Annotated in this window: 16 protein-coding genes; 3 read left to right on the top strand and 13 right to left on the bottom strand. The window is 67.5% G+C overall.

The features are described 5' to 3' along the window. Nucleotides 1-103 precede the first annotated feature (103 nt). Nucleotides 104-2,467 carry an AAA family ATPase gene (locus tag ACIBEJ_RS51915; protein ID WP_397190474.1) on the top strand — a complete coding sequence of 788 codons (2,364 nt, stop codon included), beginning with the start codon at nucleotides 104-106 and terminating at the stop codon, nucleotides 2,465-2,467. Between the two features lie 475 nt (nucleotides 2,468-2,942). Beyond that, the gene (locus ACIBEJ_RS51910; RefSeq protein WP_397190473.1) at nucleotides 2,943-3,770 is read left to right on the top strand and encodes a hypothetical protein; all 828 of its coding nucleotides are present in this window, start codon (nucleotides 2,943-2,945) and stop codon (nucleotides 3,768-3,770) included. A 139-nt stretch (nucleotides 3,771-3,909) separates the two neighbouring features. On the opposite strand, the gene ACIBEJ_RS51905 is transcribed toward ACIBEJ_RS51910, so the two are convergent. The 8 genes from ACIBEJ_RS51905 to ACIBEJ_RS51870 form a co-directional block, all read right to left on the bottom strand. Then, entirely contained in the window at nucleotides 3,910-4,839 is a 930-nt protein-coding gene (locus ACIBEJ_RS51905) for a thiopeptide-type bacteriocin biosynthesis protein (RefSeq protein ID WP_397190472.1), read from the bottom strand. A 122-nt stretch (nucleotides 4,840-4,961) separates the two neighbouring features. Next, complete coding sequence (locus ACIBEJ_RS51900; RefSeq protein WP_397190471.1) at nucleotides 4,962-6,212, bottom strand: lanthionine synthetase C family protein; 1,251 nt, start codon at nucleotides 6,210-6,212, stop codon at nucleotides 4,962-4,964. After that, a complete protein-coding gene (locus tag ACIBEJ_RS51895) occupies nucleotides 6,107-6,790 on the bottom strand; it encodes a thiopeptide-type bacteriocin biosynthesis protein (RefSeq protein WP_397190470.1) in 684 nt (227 codons plus the stop codon). The genes ACIBEJ_RS51900 and ACIBEJ_RS51895 overlap by 106 nt, the downstream gene beginning before the upstream one ends. After that, nucleotides 6,780-8,849 (bottom strand): lantibiotic dehydratase, encoded by a 2,070-nt coding sequence (locus ACIBEJ_RS51890; protein ID WP_397190469.1) that lies wholly within the window; start codon nucleotides 8,847-8,849, stop codon nucleotides 6,780-6,782. The genes ACIBEJ_RS51895 and ACIBEJ_RS51890 overlap by 11 nt, the downstream gene beginning before the upstream one ends. A gap of 212 nt (nucleotides 8,850-9,061) precedes the next feature. Next, complete coding sequence (locus ACIBEJ_RS51885; RefSeq protein ID WP_397190468.1) at nucleotides 9,062-9,196, bottom strand: hypothetical protein; 135 nt, start codon at nucleotides 9,194-9,196, stop codon at nucleotides 9,062-9,064. A gap of 29 nt (nucleotides 9,197-9,225) precedes the next feature. Next, on the bottom strand, nucleotides 9,226-10,500 hold the full coding sequence (gene fxlM, locus ACIBEJ_RS51880; protein ID WP_397190467.1) for a methyltransferase, FxLD system: 1,275 nt from the start codon (nucleotides 10,498-10,500) through the stop codon (nucleotides 9,226-9,228). Between the two features lie 70 nt (nucleotides 10,501-10,570). Beyond that, nucleotides 10,571-10,810, bottom strand: a complete 240-nt coding sequence (locus tag ACIBEJ_RS51875) for a hypothetical protein (protein ID WP_397190466.1) — start codon at nucleotides 10,808-10,810, stop codon at nucleotides 10,571-10,573. Nucleotides 10,811-11,232: 422 nt separating this feature from the next. Further along, nucleotides 11,233-11,658, bottom strand: a complete 426-nt coding sequence (locus ACIBEJ_RS51870) for a hypothetical protein (protein ID WP_397190465.1) — start codon at nucleotides 11,656-11,658, stop codon at nucleotides 11,233-11,235. Between the two features lie 157 nt (nucleotides 11,659-11,815). Here ACIBEJ_RS51870 and ACIBEJ_RS51865 point away from each other — a divergent pair, with 157 nt between their 5' ends. After that, nucleotides 11,816-11,998 carry a helix-turn-helix domain-containing protein gene (locus ACIBEJ_RS51865; RefSeq protein ID WP_397190464.1) on the top strand — a complete coding sequence of 61 codons (183 nt, stop codon included), beginning with the start codon at nucleotides 11,816-11,818 and terminating at the stop codon, nucleotides 11,996-11,998. Nucleotides 11,999-12,348: 350 nt separating this feature from the next. Here ACIBEJ_RS51865 and ACIBEJ_RS51860 read toward each other — a convergent pair whose 3' ends face one another. The 5 genes from ACIBEJ_RS51860 to ACIBEJ_RS51840 form a co-directional block, all read right to left on the bottom strand. Further along, nucleotides 12,349-13,326: a PrgI family protein gene (locus ACIBEJ_RS51860; protein ID WP_397190463.1), complete on the bottom strand. Its 978-nt coding sequence runs from the start codon at nucleotides 13,324-13,326 to the stop codon at nucleotides 12,349-12,351. Then, complete coding sequence (locus ACIBEJ_RS51855) at nucleotides 13,245-14,723, bottom strand: hypothetical protein (protein WP_397190462.1); 1,479 nt, start codon at nucleotides 14,721-14,723, stop codon at nucleotides 13,245-13,247. The genes ACIBEJ_RS51860 and ACIBEJ_RS51855 overlap by 82 nt, the downstream gene beginning before the upstream one ends. 160 nt (nucleotides 14,724-14,883) lie before the next feature. Continuing rightward, entirely contained in the window at nucleotides 14,884-15,192 is a 309-nt protein-coding gene (locus ACIBEJ_RS51850; protein WP_397190461.1) for a pilin, read from the bottom strand. A 264-nt stretch (nucleotides 15,193-15,456) separates the two neighbouring features. Continuing rightward, nucleotides 15,457-15,891 carry a hypothetical protein gene (locus ACIBEJ_RS51845; protein WP_397190460.1) on the bottom strand — a complete coding sequence of 145 codons (435 nt, stop codon included), beginning with the start codon at nucleotides 15,889-15,891 and terminating at the stop codon, nucleotides 15,457-15,459. Nucleotides 15,892-16,023: 132 nt separating this feature from the next. After that, entirely contained in the window at nucleotides 16,024-16,236 is a 213-nt protein-coding gene (locus tag ACIBEJ_RS51840; RefSeq protein ID WP_397190459.1) for a hypothetical protein, read from the bottom strand. Nucleotides 16,237-16,455: the final 219 nt, after the last annotated feature.

Raw genomic sequence — 16,455 nt, 5'->3', positions numbered from 1 at the left:
ATAATGACTGTTCGCGTCTATCGAACACTTGAAGCGTTGTGTGCGCCGCTAACAGATGATGAAATGAAGCAAGGAGAGAACAGTCAACCCCCGAGGAGTTCTCGTGCCTTCCACCCTCCACGAAACGATCCAGGCCCGACTCACTGCTTCGGCCCTGAGCCCCTCGGCCAAGGCGCTCGTCACTGAGGCCATGGGAGCGCCCGAGGCGGTCGGGTCGCAGCCATCACTCCCACACGCCTATCTGAAGGCGGTAACCGTGCGAGGGTTTCGCGGCATTGGGCGTACCACGCGTTTGGACATCCCCGCGGGTCCAGGGCTGACCCTGATCACCGGACGGAACGGCTCGGGTAAGTCCAGCTTCGCCGAGGCCATTGAAGTGGCTTTGACCGGCGAGAACTCTCGTTGGGCCGGAAAATCCCAGGTGTGGCAAACCTTCCAGAATGTTCACGAGACGGGGGCCGCTGAGATCGAGCTGGAGATGCTGTTCGACGGCGATCGTGAGCCCTCGGTCATCGGTCACCGGTGGACCGGATCTAAGGTCGATGAGACGGTCTCGACGCTCAGCCGCCCAGGCCGTACACCGATGCCGCTCAAGGAGTCCGGGCTGACCGGCCCCATGACGCTGTTCCGTCCCTTCCTGCCCTACTCCGAGCTGAGCAAGGTTCTCGATCGGCCGACCGGCCTGTACGAGAACATCGCGAAGATTCTCGGTATGGCGCCTGTCTCCCAGGCCATCGACCGGCTCAAGCGGGAGGTCAAGGAGCAAGAGATGGCGGTGAAGCAGCCTGCCGTTCTGCTGCCCAGCCTCCTGACCGAACTGGAGCAGATCTCCGACCCGCGCGCAGCCGAGGCAGTCGCGCTCCTCCGCCAGCGCGCTCCTGATCTGGACCGGCTGGAGGTGCTGGTGAGTGGCCGGAGCGCGCAGACGGCCGAGGAGACGGAGACGCTGCGTAAAACCGCCGAGCTCAGCTTCCCGCAGGCGGCGGCTATACGGGAGGCGGCACAGCGGCTGCTCGCGGCGGCCGGTACTGTCGCGGCGCTCAGCGGTACCGACGCAGAGAACGCCCGGCACCGCGCCGACCTTCTCCAGCGAGCCCTCGCCCACCACACACGTCGTCCGTTCGACGACTCGTGCCCGGTCTGTGCCGCACCCCAGCGCATCGATGCCGCGTGGGTTGAGCAGGCCGAGCGGGAGATCGTACGGCTTCGCGACGAGGCCGAGGCGGCCGATCGCGCTCATGCCGAACGCCGTGCCGTTCGCGACGCGTTGCTTGGCCTGGTCGGCGCGGTACCCGCGGGACTGCCCGCCCCAGTGCGGGAGGCTTGGTCCGCGCTGCTGGCCTGTCGGGAGATCGATGATGACGCCGAGCTCGCTCGGCGATTTGAGGAGAGGGCTGAACGGCTGCGCGAGACAGGCACCAACGCCGCACAGGAGGCACAGCGGCGCCTGGCTGAGCTGGATGAGGTGTGGCGGCGTGGGTCTCTCGCCCTCGCCGGCTGGGTGAGTACGGCGCGCGCCGGTATCGCCGCCAAGCCCCGGCACGCCGAGGCCAAGAAGGCTGTGGCGTGGCTGCGCCGCGTCCATGACGAGATCCGGGACGAGCGAATGACGCCGCACGCCCAGCAGAGCGCACTCTACTGGCAGGCTCTGCGGCAGGAGAGCAACGTCAGCCTTGGGCCGATCCAGCTCACCGGCACCGGCAACATGCGCCGTCTGCAGCTTGATGTGACGGTCGATGACGCACCCGCAGCGGGTCTGGGCGTGATGAGCCAGGGAGAGCTGCACGCCCTGGCCCTCTCACTGTTCCTGCCGAGGGCGGCCACATCGGAGAGCCCGTTCCGCTTCGTGGTCATCGATGACCCAGTGCAGTCCATGGACCCCGGCAAGGTGGACGGCCTGGCCAAGACACTGTCCTTGGTCGCGCAGACCCGCCAGGTGGTCGTCTTCACCCATGACACGCGGTTGTCCGATGCCGTCACGAGGCTCGCGCTGCCCGCCACGATTCTGGAGGTCATGCGGAAGGAACGCTCGATCGTTTCGGTGGTGGAGACGAACGACCCGATCAACCGGGCGCTGCGCGACGCTCGCGACCTGGCCCGCACCCCTGGCTTGCCGACTGGTGTGGCCGACACCGTCGTGCCCGGACTGTGCCGGATCGCCATCGAGGCGGCCTTCCTCGGCCTGGCCAGACGCAGGCTCGCCGCTGCCGGCGTCGGCTACGACGACGTCGAAAGCGCGGTGGCTTCGGCCAAGAAACTCAACCAAATCGCGGCGCTCGCCTTGTTCGGCGACATTCGCAGAGCTGGCGATGTTATCGGCTGGCTGCGCCAGGCCTACGGCGGATGGGCAGCCAATGTCTTCACAGCCTGCCTCCATGGCGCCGGGCGTGACGGGCTTCGCGCGACCGGCAACGATCCGATCGAACTGGTTGGGCGGTTGGCCCGCAAACTCAAGGAGGAGCGCTGACATGGACCTGCTGAACCACGCTGGCATGCTACTTCGCGGGCGCTCTACCGACACCTCACCAGGGGTTCCCGGATTGTGGCCCCGTGCGGCGGCCTTCCTCATCCGGCTTGCGCTGGAGGAAGTCCTCGCCGCCTTCTGGAGACGGGTGGCTCCTGGAGTTGAAAGGTGCACCATGCGTGCACAGCTGTTGTGCTTGACGTCCTATGCGGACCCGGAGACCGCACGGACTGCGGCGGGAGCTTGGGGAGCTCTCAGCGCAGCCTGCCACTACCACTCGTACGAACTCGCGCCTACCTTCGACGAACTGCGGACGTTGCACCGCGAGGTCAGCACGCTGGCGGCACGCTTGTCCTCTTGAGCACCAAGCTCCTCATGTTCAATGAACAGCGGCTCGTCTTGATCTCCGAATCATTGTGTAAGGCATGATGGTGCAGCGGCCGATCTCTCCCAGACCACTATTCCCGAGGAGAATCACGTGACGGACCTACTTCTTCCTGGCTGCGACGTACCTGCCAGGCGCCGCAGCCCTGACGAACTGGTCGCTTCGTCCTTGATCAGGATGACTGATGAGAGCCTTCCGGACGGGATCCGTCTGATCGGTATCGAGGCATGCTGGATCCGTGGTGGTGCTGCGGCATCGGCCGCCGAGTGGCTCATTGCCAAGCCCAGCTCCTTCCGTAATGGACTGGTGCGCGTTGCGGACGGTATTGGGTGGGCAGGCCAAGCCACTCGATCCGAATATCTCGTCGGAATCTGCTACGTGATGGCTATCAAGGGCTTGCCCGTCGAACTGCGTTATCGAGCTGCAGCGGAGCTCGTCAGCCATTGCTTCGAAGCTGGCTACGCCGAGGCGCGTCGGCTTCTCCCGAAGACTGGTTGGTCCTGGCTGATCGATGTACAGGAGGAGGGCTGGGCAAGCCTAATCAGTATGGAGTTCATTGCGGACCTGACTGCTCCGCTGAAGACCCGGGCGGCAGTCGCGGCGGCGTTTCTCCAACACGTGCCTGAACCGGTGATCCCCTCAGGGATCGACGAGTTGATCCGCTCGGCCAAGGTCGCAAGTGCTGATCGTCTCCGGCTGGCGGCTAACGTGGCCAAACTAGTTCCAGAGCAGGGAAGGGTGTTTCTCGCCGAGCTCGTCGGCGATCGAGCCACCCAACCGCTCCATAAAGTGCAGGCCGCAGAGGAACTAACTGTCGACGCGGTCGCTGGCCAGGATGCTCTGCATGCCTTGGCGGCTGATCGGCAGATCCCTCCAGCTGCGAGAGAGCTCGCCCGCCGCTCTCTTGATCTGCTCGCTTGAAGACGCCGCGCACCTCGAGCTCTAACTAACCGAAAGCGTTCACCTGCCGGCGGTCTCACGAGGCCGGTCGACGTCTGCGGGGGGAGACCCGTTTCACGATGATCCGAGATGGCCGAGGATTTCGCAAACTGCGGCACCATCACTGCCCAGTGGGCAGGAGCGCCTCGTGGGCGGCGCGGCTGAGGATGCCTTGCGCGGTGGCGGGCAAGCCGAGACGATTCCAGTGGAAGATCACCAGATGGGTAATGACGTGGCGGATGCCCCGGTCCAGTTGACCGGAGGATGCGGCTTGGCTGAGGTGCTGCCCGGCACCGTGGAAGGCAGCTGCCCAAGGCACGGCGAAGGAGCACGGCCCGTCTGAGGCGATCGAGCCGATGTTGCTGCCAACCAGAGGGCGGACTCGCTCCGTCAAGTCCTCCAGCCGACCGGAAGGTGTGTTGGTCGGGAGAGGGCGTAGTTTGGAAACGTGCTTCCATAGGTTGCCGCGCTCGTATCGGTCCAGCCCGGCGGCGCTCAGCAAGATGGCACAGAGCAGCATCGACACCTCTTTGCGGTTGACGTCCGGGGACGACCGCCGCAGGTAGGCGAGGATGTGATGGCTGTCGGCACTGAACAGGGCGTGGGCGATCTCGGTCCCGACCGGCCCGCCGAACGAGGCGTATTCGGGTTCGTAGATGGCGGGCCACCAGCGGGTGAGTACTCCGGATACGGTCAGATCGTTCACCGCTGCGTTGACGGCCGCCTTCGCCTCGGGGACGAGGTCGCCGAGCGGGCGTAGCCGGAGCCGCCAGCATGGGTGCTTGCGGATGAACCACCACTCGCTGATCAGCTTGCGGTCCTGGAGGTGGTCCAGGCGCGGGCCGAGGTCGGTTACGGCGGCCTGCTCGGCGGTGTTCCAGCTGGCGAACTGGGCGCGGATGCTGTACCAGCCGTGATCGGCCGTGCGGGCCTCCAGAGCCTGGTTTCCTGCTGCTTGGTAAGCCTCGATGGCGTCGGTGAGGGTCTCGGCGCGGGTGTTAATCGCGTCTGCGGCCACTTTGGCGGGGGTGCCGGCCAGGACCGCGAGCACGGCCTCGGCCAGCTTGCTCGGTGGTACAGGTGGCTGGGTGGGGGTCGGGTGTTGAGCAGGCATGTGTTCCATCCAGGGTGCGGAGGCGTCGCGTGGGCGGAGGTGTGCTCACCCTGTTGTGGTCAGCGCAGCAAAAGGCAGGCGTCCCAGGCGGTGGTGGGTGGCGCGTCGTGGGCGAGGGCGTGGAGGGCGAGCCCGTAGCCAGCGCGTCCGGTCAGGAAGCCCGGTGGTGTGCTGGTTGCGGAGGGGCCGTCCAGCAGCAGTTCGGTGACGCAGAAGATCGGTAGGTGGTGTGGTGCGATCGCGTCGGCCGCGAAGGCAGTCATCGTCATGAACAGCCCCGCAGTGCCGTGGCACAGGCTCCGGTCGATGATCCGCCGTAGTTGGTACGGGTCGTTGAGGCAGCCGTTCAGAGCGGATTCGGCGGTGGCCCAGCGGGCAGTGTCGTCGGTGGCGAGGGCCGCCAGTTGCTGGGCGCGGGCCAGGCCGGGAGTGCCGTAGCACCAGGAGGGGCGCTGCGGTCCGGGTTGAGTGGTTCTGCGCTGCTGGAGCTCCGTGAGGGTGATCGTTTCGGGCCACCAGGGGACCCCGAGGTGCTCTTGCTGCCAGTCGTCCAGCCAGGCGCAGATTCGGCCCATGGCCTCCACGTGGCCCGGCATGACCAGGCCGGCTCTGGCGGTGAGAGCCAGCAGCGTCAAGGGGCCGGCGATGCCGTGGGCCATCCCATTGTTGCCGTGCCCTCCACGCGGAGCGTCCGTGCTGCGCTGCGCTGAGGAGAGCGTCCACCAGCCCGGCAGGCCGTCTATCGGTTCGGTAAGCCGGATGAGGTAGTTCAGCACGTTCTTGAGCAGGTCATCGCCAGGGGAGCGCCGCCACAGGTGGGCACCGAGCCCCGTGAGACCGCTGATCAAATCGAATTCGGCCAGAGCAGGCCGCTCACCGCGCTCAATACGTCGGGAGGCGGTGGCGAGGCGGTCATGGGTGAGGGTGGCGACAGTCTCGTCCAGAAGGGCCTGTGCAGGCCGGTACCCGACCTGGGACGCGGGGTGCAGGGCGAAGGCGAGCGCCGGCGCTCCGTGATAGAGGCAGGCGCCCTGTCCAGCGGCGAGTTCGTTGCGGGTCGCTGCGCTCAGCCAGTCGTGCGCCTTCTGCCACCCGGCGCAGTTTGTGCTGGCGCGTTCGATGTGCAGGAGCGCGATCCCGGCAGCTCCGCCGCTGAGCGATTGAGGTGGCCGCCCGACGGGGTGGGGTGTCTGGAGTTGCCGAGCTATGGCGTCGGCCCGGTGGCGGGCCTGCTGACGGATGTCGATGCGCTTCTCCCCTCTCCTCGTGCGATCAAGCTTTGAGCGAGGGCTCGGGCAATGCGCAGGCATGTCCCCTCCGACGCGGTATCGATGCCGATCATGCGGGCGTGGTGCAGATGCAGTAGGTCGGGCAGAACGGTGCCAATGTCGCTGGTGTCGAGCAGGGCTCGGTAGGTGGCCAGCGACGAACGCCGCCGCTCGATCAGGCTGGACGGGAGGGCTGCTGGGTGTCTGGCTTGCTCCAGCGCGGCGCGGTCGAGCGCCTGGGCGCCGCCTCGGACCAGGTGTTCCACGAGCCAGGCTGGCCCGTTGACGCCGAGGAACCCCATGGCGAGGTCGAGCATGCCGGCCGCGGTCACGGCCTGAACGTCGGTCGTGGTGCGCAACTGCGCGACCGCGACCGCGGAGTCGGCGGCGAACACGGCTTCAGCGGCGGCCAGGGCCGGACCGGTGCCGAAGCGGCCGGTCTCGGGCCGGTAGGTGTCCAGGCGGAGATCGCGAAGTAGTCCCGCGCGGTGAAGGGCGTGCGCCCACTGGCCGAGCGACCGGGCGGCGGACCCGTACTGGTCGGCGTCATGCAGGCGCAGCCGGACCCGCAGATGTGGTGCGGGGGTGTCGTACCGGATGAACCACCAGTCATGGTGCACACCGTGCTCCATGACTGGCGAGCAGGTCTGGCAGATGGGTCGTGAGCAGGTCGGTTTGTCGGTCTGGGTGGCCGAACAGGTGGGCGTACAGCCAGGGAGAGTCTCCGGGCAGATGGCCGGCACCGTGGTGGAGCCGTTCGCGCCGCAAGGGTCGTGTCAGGGGGCGGGGCCGGGCGGTGGAGGCGAGGGGGACGACGATCTCGTGGGGGCGCCCGTTGAGCCAGGCGTCGTCGCTCCCGTCCTCGATCAGCCTGGTCGTGCCGGTGCGGTTCAGGTGACGGCGCAGCAGCGCCAGGTGCGCGGTCAGGGTCAGGTTCAGCCGGATCAGGACGTCATCGTCACCGAACCGCACCACATCCGGGATATGGCGTGCTCGCCGATGCTTGTGGAACCGCTTCGCCCACTCCCGCAGGGAGGCGGTGATCGCGGGCAGATCAGTGGCGCTGAGGGTCCACCGCGCCGGGCTGAGGACCGTCCGGCTGTAGCGGACGCGCGGCACGAAGGTGAAGTGGTCGGCGATGCGACCCCACGCGAAGGTGGTGCAAAGTGTGGAGGTCGCGGTGCTGACTTCGCACAGGAACCGGGCCAGCGGGTGAGCGACGTGACGCAGGTTGATCGCGTTCATCATCAACGGCTCCACAGCGCGGCGATGCGTGAGCGAGATCAGGATCAGGTGACGGGCATCAGCGGTGACGGCCAGGTCGTCGAGATCAACCGCTGGCTCGCTCGGGTGACGGTGTTCTCCCAGCGACAGCACCGGCAGTACCGGCTCCGAGCGGGCTAGGCCGTCGGTGCGGGCCCGCAACGGCGGGACCGACAGCTGCACCGTCATGGCGTTGTCCGTGCTGGTCGGAAGACGACGGTAGGCCTCGGTGATCCGATCCCGGTCCGGCGCGGGGAGAAGGTGCAGAAACCGGCCGACTGAAGTGCCGGCGTGCCGTGACGCGCACACAACGCTGAGGGTGAAGTCCCCGGAGTCCAGTGCGGCGGGCGTCGGAGCACAGATGCTGGCCCTCACCTCGGTGTGCGGGGCAGATCCCGGTCCGTTATCCGTTTCCAGCTCAGCCAGCATGTCCTCGGTGAGGACCAGATCCGCGCACTTGTTGAGGGCAGCTTGGTGAGCCAGGGCCGCCAGGGTGATATCTCTGCGGCTTGGCGCGCTGTCGTGGGCGGCGAGAGAGCCGCGGAACCCGGCGGGGTAGCCGAGTCCCCGATCGGCGTCCAGGAGCTCTCGGATCCCCACCAGAGCGCCGGGACCGTAACGGTCGACGAACGCGGCATGGTACGCCTGCCACGCGGGCCGTCTGGGGGCCAGCCGGACCAGGACTGCGGCGGCCGCTTCCACCTCGTCGATCACGCGGGGAGGCAGGCTGATCGAGCAGTCCAGCCGCAGACTGACCGCCACCCGCTCGCCCGGGTCCAAAGTGGTCGGGTCGTTGAGTTGGGCGGAGATGTGGGGGAGCGGGTTGGTGCAGGTCATCGGGACGTGCACGCTGGTGAGCAGGATCCGCAACCGCACCAGCTCGGTGAGCATGCCCTCAATCACCGTGGCCGATGTCTCGGGAGATTCGGCGGACAGCTTCGCCAGCAGATCGTCGAAGACGATCGGAGCGGCGGCCTCCTCCAGGGCCATGCGGACGGCTGCCGTGTAGCGTACGGAAACTTCCGATACCGTTCCGTCACGGTTGAGCTGATGGGACAGCACCCAATCGGTGCCCCGCGCGAATCCGAGGTTGTTCGCCTGGACCGGCAGTGCCCGTAGCACGGTTGGCCGCTCCTCCAGCGAGCGGATCGTTTCGGTGAGCCACAAGGCATCCGGCCGTTGTACGGCGGTATGCCGGTCGCCGAACACGACCGAGGCGGTGGCGGCCATGGTGACCGGGGCGACCCCGGCGAACAGACCGAACGGTGTGGCGCGGCTCGTCCAGCGCAGGAGATAACGCATCAGCGCCTCTGCCGCTCGTTGGACCTGACGCGGCCGGAACGCGGTCGGGTCATCGCATATCGCGGTGAGGACGCCAGCCAGATCAGGGCTGGCAAGCGTGACGGCCTCGCTCACCTTCGGCAATGGCCAGACTTCACCTATCCAGCGGGCAGCGCCGCGAGCGTTGTCGGTGAGGGTGGGCCATGGTGGTAGCACAAGGTCTTCCGGGTAGGCAGCGACGCGAATGACAGCGGCGTCTACAGCTCGGAAGCGATGCATCTGGGGGTTCCTCCGTTCTGGAGGGGAGGTTCCCGGCCGCACGGAGCGGCCGGGAACGTTCGAAAGGATCAGCAGTTGGCGATACCGGCGCTGCCGGGGGTGTCGCCGCAGCCGTCGCTGGTGCAGTCCTCGCTGTCGGGTCGGGCGTTCTGCAGCTCGACCTTCAAGAAGCGGACGTTGAGGTTGAAGTCGTTCGGGTCCATGACGATCCTTTCGATGGGGAACGGAGGGGTCACCTGGCCGGCGGCCAGGAGATCACGAGACGGGTGTGCTTCTTGTCCAAGAGGTGCCCGTCAGGCAGTTCGGCGTCCGGTGTGTCCGCTGGGTGAACCGACAGGCGAGGACTCGGACGCCCGGCCGCATCCCATGCGGCGATCGCGTCGGCCAGCCGTTGCGCGGTCTGCTCAGCCTGCGGGCCGTGGGCGAAGGCGCCAAATTCGAGGACGTCACCGTCGAGAGGGCGGGGCTTGGGGCGGTAAGCGAGGTTAGGGCCGTTCACGAACGCCGGAGTGCCGTATCGCCACGGCAGCGCCACGAGGCCGTCGTCGAGCGCCTGCTGTGACGCGGTCATCAAACTGAAGGCGGGCAGGCTGGTGGCCAGCCATAGATCCTGATCGCTGTAGCGTGTCGCGGCTTCCACCGTGATGCCGGTCCATACCTCCACGCGGGGCTGATCCAGGACACCGGACAACGCCTCCGCGTCGATGGTGTCCTGCTCGTCCCGCCACAGGCCGACAGCGTGAGCACCGCCGGCGTTGAACAGCGGGGTCGCGGTGCCCTGGTGCGCACCCGCGCCCTGCATCGCGACGAAGCCGCACATCTGGTGATCGCGGCTCACCAGGCCGTCGCCCTGACGCTCCAGTACCCAGGACCTGGTCATGCCCCAGGTACGCAACGGTACGACCAGCCGGCCGCCCTCAGCAAGCCGGGCGGGCCAGGCGGGAGGCACATCCCATGAGCCGACCGTGACGATGATCGCGTCGAACGTACGACCCGGCTCGACCTCGAACTCGGCGTCGGCGCAGATCACCTCGATGTCGCCGTACCCCGTATCCGCCAGGAACCGCTGGGCGCGGTCGGTGACTTCGGGGTCGATGTCGATCGTGGTCACGGAACCCGTCGGTCCGACGACCTTTTGGATCAGTGCCGCGTTGTAACCGCCCGACCCAACCTCCAGCACCCGATCACCGGGCTTGAGGTCGGCCTGCCCCAACATCATCGCTTGCAGCCAGGGAGCCGACACCGAGCTCAGGGAGGTGCCGCGCTCGTTGCGCTTGGTGACGATCGCGTTGTCCTCGTAGGCGACTTGGAGGTCCGCGTCGCCCGTGAACAGATGGCGGGGCACCGTCCGCAGCGCCCGTTCCACCGCAGCGGGAAACACCCACCCCATCGTCTTGTGCCGGGCCGTGATCTTCTCGACCATGGCGTCACGCAGGACCGCCGCCTGCTTTTCCGTATCTGCGGTGGCCATGGCATCACGAAACGCGGCTTCGTCGTCGGTGGTCACGGGTAGATCCCCTCGTCTGGTCGTGGTGGACAACTGGTCGATGGTGACTGCTGGTGGGCTGGTGCGCGGGTCAGCCGCGCCGTCCCGTATCTCGCAGGAGGAACGTGTCGGGCTCCGGCCGTTCCCCGCGGCGCACGTGCTCCGCATGGTGTGCCTCGGCGAGGGCGATGTAGGTGTCCAGCGCCTTGCGATGGCGGCCCCGGCCGGTCTCCTCGTAGTCGTTGCCGTTATGGCGCAGCACGAAGAAGGTGCCGCCTGCGGACGCGAACTCATACAGGCCGCAGCACGAGGTATGCGTGACCCGAAGCACGCTGCCTGGCCTGTATGGCTCCCACTCGAACGCGGGTACATCCCGCTGAACCGTCCGCGGTTGGCGGCCTTCGGCCATCGTCTACTCTCTCCACCCGGGCCTTGACTGTCTTCAGCCGTGAAGTGAGCAGTAATGGGAGGGTGGACAGGACGCTCCCCATGTAGATGGTGATGGAGCAGCGCTGAGGGTCCGCCGCCTGCCTCCGCGCTGCCGCGTCGGCGGCGGTTTCGGCTTCACTGGCCAGCATGGGCTCCTCCTCGGTAACAGGGACGTTCTGATGGCGCAGGCCGACCGAAACAATCGCTCGGCCTGCGCCGAAGGCGCGATACGGCGGGGACGACTACACCGGGCCGCTCGCGCTCGGCGTGGCAGCACAGCGCTTCGGGCTTGTATCTCCGCGGCTGTTGGCTGCCAGGCCGTGCTCAATCTCTCTGGGGGCTGATCAGCCCTGACATCTCCTCAGTACGGTGATGGATGTTCCAGCCGGTCGTGGAGGCGTCCGTACGGAGAGGACCACGTACGAACAGCAGCCGTGCCCCAACCGCGTTGAGCTCTTCCCGCCGCCGAGCAGCGACGTGCCTCCCGCCCAGGTGGTGTGCGGAGGGCAGGACCACCCCGTAGGCGCTCGACAAGAGCAGGACGTCCAGCAGGCCGGCGAATGCTGGTGCGTCCTCCGACTCGGTGCCTCGATCGGTGAAAATTCCGCAGAGCCGCAATTCGTGCTGCTCGCAGTATTGGGCGAGGGCCACCGTCAGCGCTGCCTGCCGCTCGGGCGCCGAGCGGCATAGCCGCAGGTACCCGTAGACGATCGGGCGATCCACGTCTTGTTGTTCGGTGAGTGTCCACAAGGTAGCCGTCCTTACCGTGGTCGGGGGTTCTTGCCCGCTCTTCGAGCATGGCCAGCTCCGGCCCGGCTGGATACGACCCGCTGTCGCACTTGCGTTGCACTTCCGTAGTCCCTCGATGGCTCTGCGTGCTTCCATGGCCGTGGAAGGGAGCAGCGACGTGACGACCGTGCATGAGTGGACCGGCCTTGAAGCCCGTGCACTTCGTCTTGCCCTGCGGATGAGCGTGCCGGTGTTCGCCCAGCACCTCGGCGTCGCTCCCCGCACCGTGGCCGGCGTCCGCGGCGTGGACAGTGAGATAGAGCCCGACACGGAAGAGACGGCCGTGGCCTCGTGCGAGTGAGGCGGCCAGCTCAGCGGCATCGTCAGCAGCCGCCTCGGTCGCGAAGTCGGGCGTTCTGCTCCCCACGGAGGCGGACTCCAGGCGGGCAAGCTGACGACGCAGACGCTGCGCGGCGATCAGCGGTGGTACGGGCTCGATGTGTAGGGACACGTCGAGGTGCCCCGGGTAGCCGGTCAGCGGTTCGAGCCAGCCCGCTCCGACCTCACGCGGGTATCCCGCGATCGCGAACGAGGCGCATATCCCGTCGGGGAACTCGACCGAGCGGGCGTTGATCTTCAGCGATGATGGACCGGGCAAGGCGGCGGCGGTCTGGGCCAGCTCCGCGGTGTCGCCGGCGAGTCGGGTGAACTTCATCGAGCGTCTCCTCCCAGCGTGATCAGCTCATCGGGGCGGGCGATCCCGATCGGTTCCGTACGGCGGGGTGACAGCGACCGCACGAGCAGCTCGCGTGTGTCGTCCGCACCCATGACGGCGGCGTGAACGCCGAGGGCGAGCAGCGAACGAACGGTCTCCTCGGCACGGCGTGTCACGATCGCCGCCGAGCTGTCCCGGCGAGCCGTACGCCGGGATCCGCGCGTCCATCCGGGTGGTCGCTCGGCGTCCTGATGACGAACGACCACGAGGACCTCGCGGGTCAACAGATCCCGGGTGGCGCTGAGCTCGATCAGGAACTCGGCGTGCTCGTGAGCCGCCTGCTCAAGCGCCGGATCGGCCAGTTGCCCGGCGGTGTTGCCGATCATGTCGGCGAGGTCGGATAGGTCGACCGGGCGGGCCTGCAGAAGGATCTGTACGGGTGCGTCCAGCGAGTTCAGCCACCCCGCGAACGTGCCGACAAGTGCTGCCTGCTCGTCGCCCGTCCGCAGCCCGAACGCCACCGTCCCGGCCTGGACGACCGCCACGGTCCCGCCTTCGGCCAGCTCCATAACCCCGTCTTCGCGGATTGCCCGGACGGGGAGCCGCAGCGCACCGGGCAACCGGCCTCGCACTCGGCACCAGGCCGGCGGCGCGGATACCTCTTCCTCTGTCGTGACGAGCTTGCGGTCCCGCCGGAGGTAAGCGACGGCGTGGAGGGCGAGTCGGTCGAGACTGAGCCCGTCTCGTCGTCCGAGTGCCAGCGCACACCCACAGGCGATCACCGGCAGGACGATCGCGACGAGAACCGGAGCGGGCAGTCGGTCACCGGCCATGAGGTACACCCAGGCGGCCAGCACCGCGGTCCCGGCCAGGATCGCGACTTGCCGGACGGTCAAGTTCGCCAGCACCTTGTCCGGCATTTCCACATCGGCCGGGATCTTCGCGACCAGCCGTTCCTTACTTGCGTGGCGCACGACGTGCTCCCTTTCCCTGAGAACGAGGCGCTTGGAGCCGCAATGTGACGTGCGACGGACCGCGCTGGGGGAGACGTGGCGCAGGTGATCCGGGCGGGTGCGTGCCGTCTGTCGGCCGATTGCGGCGGACGATCGGACGGACATAGCGTCCCGGCTGCGGCCGGCTCGTAGGGGCTGGCTGGTTCCCGTCGGCCCCGCCCTGCCCGTGGGGACGCGCTGGGACGCCCAACACCGGACGAACGATGCGTGCGCCCCACGTCGTCCCTGGCAGCTGTCCCGGGCGGACGGCGGGGGTTGCGCGGCATCCCCGCACAGGGCCCACCCGCGTTGGGCCCCCGCCTACCGGGACCACCACCGGGGCCACCACCTGGCCCGCCACCAGGAGGACCGCTGGGTCCGACGCCTCCGCCTCCATTGGGCGGGTTGGGCGGCTTGGGGCGACGAGTTGAACGGACCGCACGCGAGCCCTTGCCGAGCAGCATGCCCAGCCCGCGATAGACGACCAGGGACTTCACCATGCTCGAGAGCATGCGGGGCTTGTTCGCCTGCCAGATCGTCCGCGCGACCCAGCCGGGAATCTTGAGCAGTACGAACAGCAGGCATATGGCCATGAGCAGATCGGTCAGGTCAGCCAAGGTCGGGACCCAGAACGAATCGTCGTCGGCCGGGTTGGGCGAGAACAGCAGTTGCAGCGCGGTGACCAGCACGAGCGACTGACAGATCTGGATCGCGAGGAGCCCGGCGAAGGCCCGCCACCACAGCCGGGCGATTCCTTCGGTCATCGGCAGCGCATGCAAGATCAGTGCAAGGGGCGCTGCTGCGATCACGACCATGGTGAGCGCGAGCCGTACGACGTAGGTGAACACCACTCCTACGGCCAGGACGACCACCACGAGGGCCACGATCGTGAAGAACATGCCCTTGAGCGCGATCCCGGCGATGACCGCCTTCTTGATCGCGTCGAAGACCAGCTCGGGATCGATCCGCCTCGCTCCGTCGTACAGGAACGCCTGGCTCAGCCCGTTCGCCAGTGTGATGGCGTACTTGATCGCGACCAGGCTCAGATTCGCGGCGAGGAACGCCCACACCAGCCGTGGCAGCAGCTCCCGCGCCGAGATCCCGCCGGGCATCGCCTGCCCGACCATGAGCATCACGCCCGCGATCGTCACCAGGAGTACGAAGCTGGTGTTCGCGATCGTCCGCGACAGCTCCCACAGCTGCTTGGCCCGCGCCATCCCGGGAGAGTCCAGCTCCGGCGTGGCCAGCACGGTCGATCCGAGCACCTCGAACACCGGCTTGGACGCCGACTCCACGAGATGAACGAACCAGTCATTGATCGCCTGTCGGGCCTCGCAGGCCACGTTGATGAACCCGCAGCCCGCCGCCGATGTCTCCACGGCAGGAGGCGACGGGCTGGGAGTCGGCGAAGGCGTTGCGGTCGGTGTCGGTGCCGGAGCAGCGGCCAGAGCGGGCCCACCCACCAGCGCGGAGACAAGCGCGGCACCAGCCGCCAGCAGGACGAACAACCCGAACGCCCTGCGACGAACGGGGGCCATGTCAGGCCCCCACGATCCGCTGCAGGATGTTCACCAGGACCGGCGCGAGCATCGCCACCCCGTACCCGAGCGCCCCGTACCGCAGCGTCTTCTTGGCGGCCTCGACCTCTCCGGGGTCCCCGCCGGCCAGGATGTAGCGGACGCCGCCGATCGTGAAGAACAGCGTGGCCAGCCCGACGAGCAGCCCGATCACCACGTTCCGCAGGTTGGTGATGACCTGGTCGAGCGAGTCGGAGGCCAGGTTGGTCATCGCCTCGGCGACTCCCGGTACGGTCAGCGCGGCCACCACACACCCGCCGGTCCAGAGCAACGAGGCGGCACCACGACGGATCCAGCTCGTACCTGCTGGAACCCGAATAGCGAACAACGGACAAGGCCGAGAAGGCTTCATGACACGGCTCCCTGAGACGAGAGGTCCTGACCTGGCAGCCAGTCGTGATCACAGCCCGGAACGGGCCGGGATGGGTGTCCTCCTTCAAAGGACGAGGAACGATGGGCTCGATGGGAACGGGCAACCGCCCCCCAGAACTCCGCCCCGAGCCGTGATCACGGCTGACATAGATGAACCACCGGCTCAGCCAGCGAGATTGGAGGCCAGTTCGTCACAGCTGACCGAGACTTGACCCTCTTCGATCGCCCGCGCCAACCGCGTCTCCGCCGCCCGCCGACGCTTGTAGAGCCGATCCGCGGGGACCTCCGAGCGCGCCGCGTACGCCCGCAACGCCTGCCCCTCCAGGCGCGTCGCGTTGATCAGCTTCGCCTCGCCCGGGGTGATGACCTGGCACCGGACGGCCTCGGCGAGCACCATGAACGGCTCTGCGGTCAGAGCCACCGGCTCTGGGGTCTCGGCGCAGATCTCGATGGAAGCGAGTTCACGCGCCCGAACCCGAAGCGCTCCCTTCCTCGCCCACAGCAGCAGACGAGGCAGAATGTTCGGCCGGTCGATATCGATCCGGCGAAGCTGCGCGACGAAGTCCGTCACTATCTCCGAAACGATGTCGTCGATCACATGGGCAGGACAGCCATGCGTGCTCCGCGAGGCCAGGTTCTTCAACCCCGGCATCGCCACCCCCACACACGCGATCACCCACGCCGGGCCGTCGCATCGCGAACGCCGCACCAGATGCGCCCAGACGGCGTCCTACAGCTCGTCGCCAGCCTGCGGCGTGAGCAGCAGTTCCTTCAGCTCACCGAGATCGATCGGACGCGAAGGCACGCCATGCGCGATGGAGTGGCCGTCCACCGAGAGCGGGCTCGGGCCAGTGATCAGAAGCTGGAACGCCCTGTTCGCCGCGCTCAAGGCATTCTGACTGAAGTTCGTTGAGGCAGTGCTGTCCTGCAGATCAATGGTCATGGTGTCTCCCCGTGAAGTCGGGCCGGATCGGTCGGTCAAGGTCTCGACCACCGGATGGGAGAAACTCGGAGCGTCAACGGGAGAAGCGTGGAGGTCATGAAGCTGCCGCAGCCGCTCCCGTCCGCTAGTGCTGTGACCGGAAATGATCGCCGGGTTGGCGGGAAGGTCGCTCCTGCCGGTTGGATGGACTGATCACGTTCGATCGGTGCTCGGGAGGCA

Source organism: Nonomuraea sp. NPDC050790, assembly GCF_044456745.1.
Taxonomy (GTDB): Bacteria; Actinomycetota; Actinomycetes; order Streptosporangiales; family Streptosporangiaceae; genus Nonomuraea.
The sequence above is the reverse complement of the archived record's forward strand: the minus strand, read 5'-3'. Positions and strand labels throughout refer to the sequence as shown.

What these genes read in the sequence shown, in the direction of transcription:
- ACIBEJ_RS51900 (WP_397190471.1), bottom strand. Translation starts at nt 6,212, where the DNA reads ATGCCTGCGCATTGCCCGAGCCCTCGCTCAAAGCTTGATCGCACGAGG.
- ACIBEJ_RS51885 (WP_397190468.1), bottom strand. Translation starts at nt 9,196, where the DNA reads ATGGACCCGAACGACTTCAACCTCAACGTCCGCTTCTTGAAGGTCGAG.
- ACIBEJ_RS51840 (WP_397190459.1), bottom strand. Translation starts at nt 16,236, where the DNA reads ATGACCATTGATCTGCAGGACAGCACTGCCTCAACGAACTTCAGTCAG.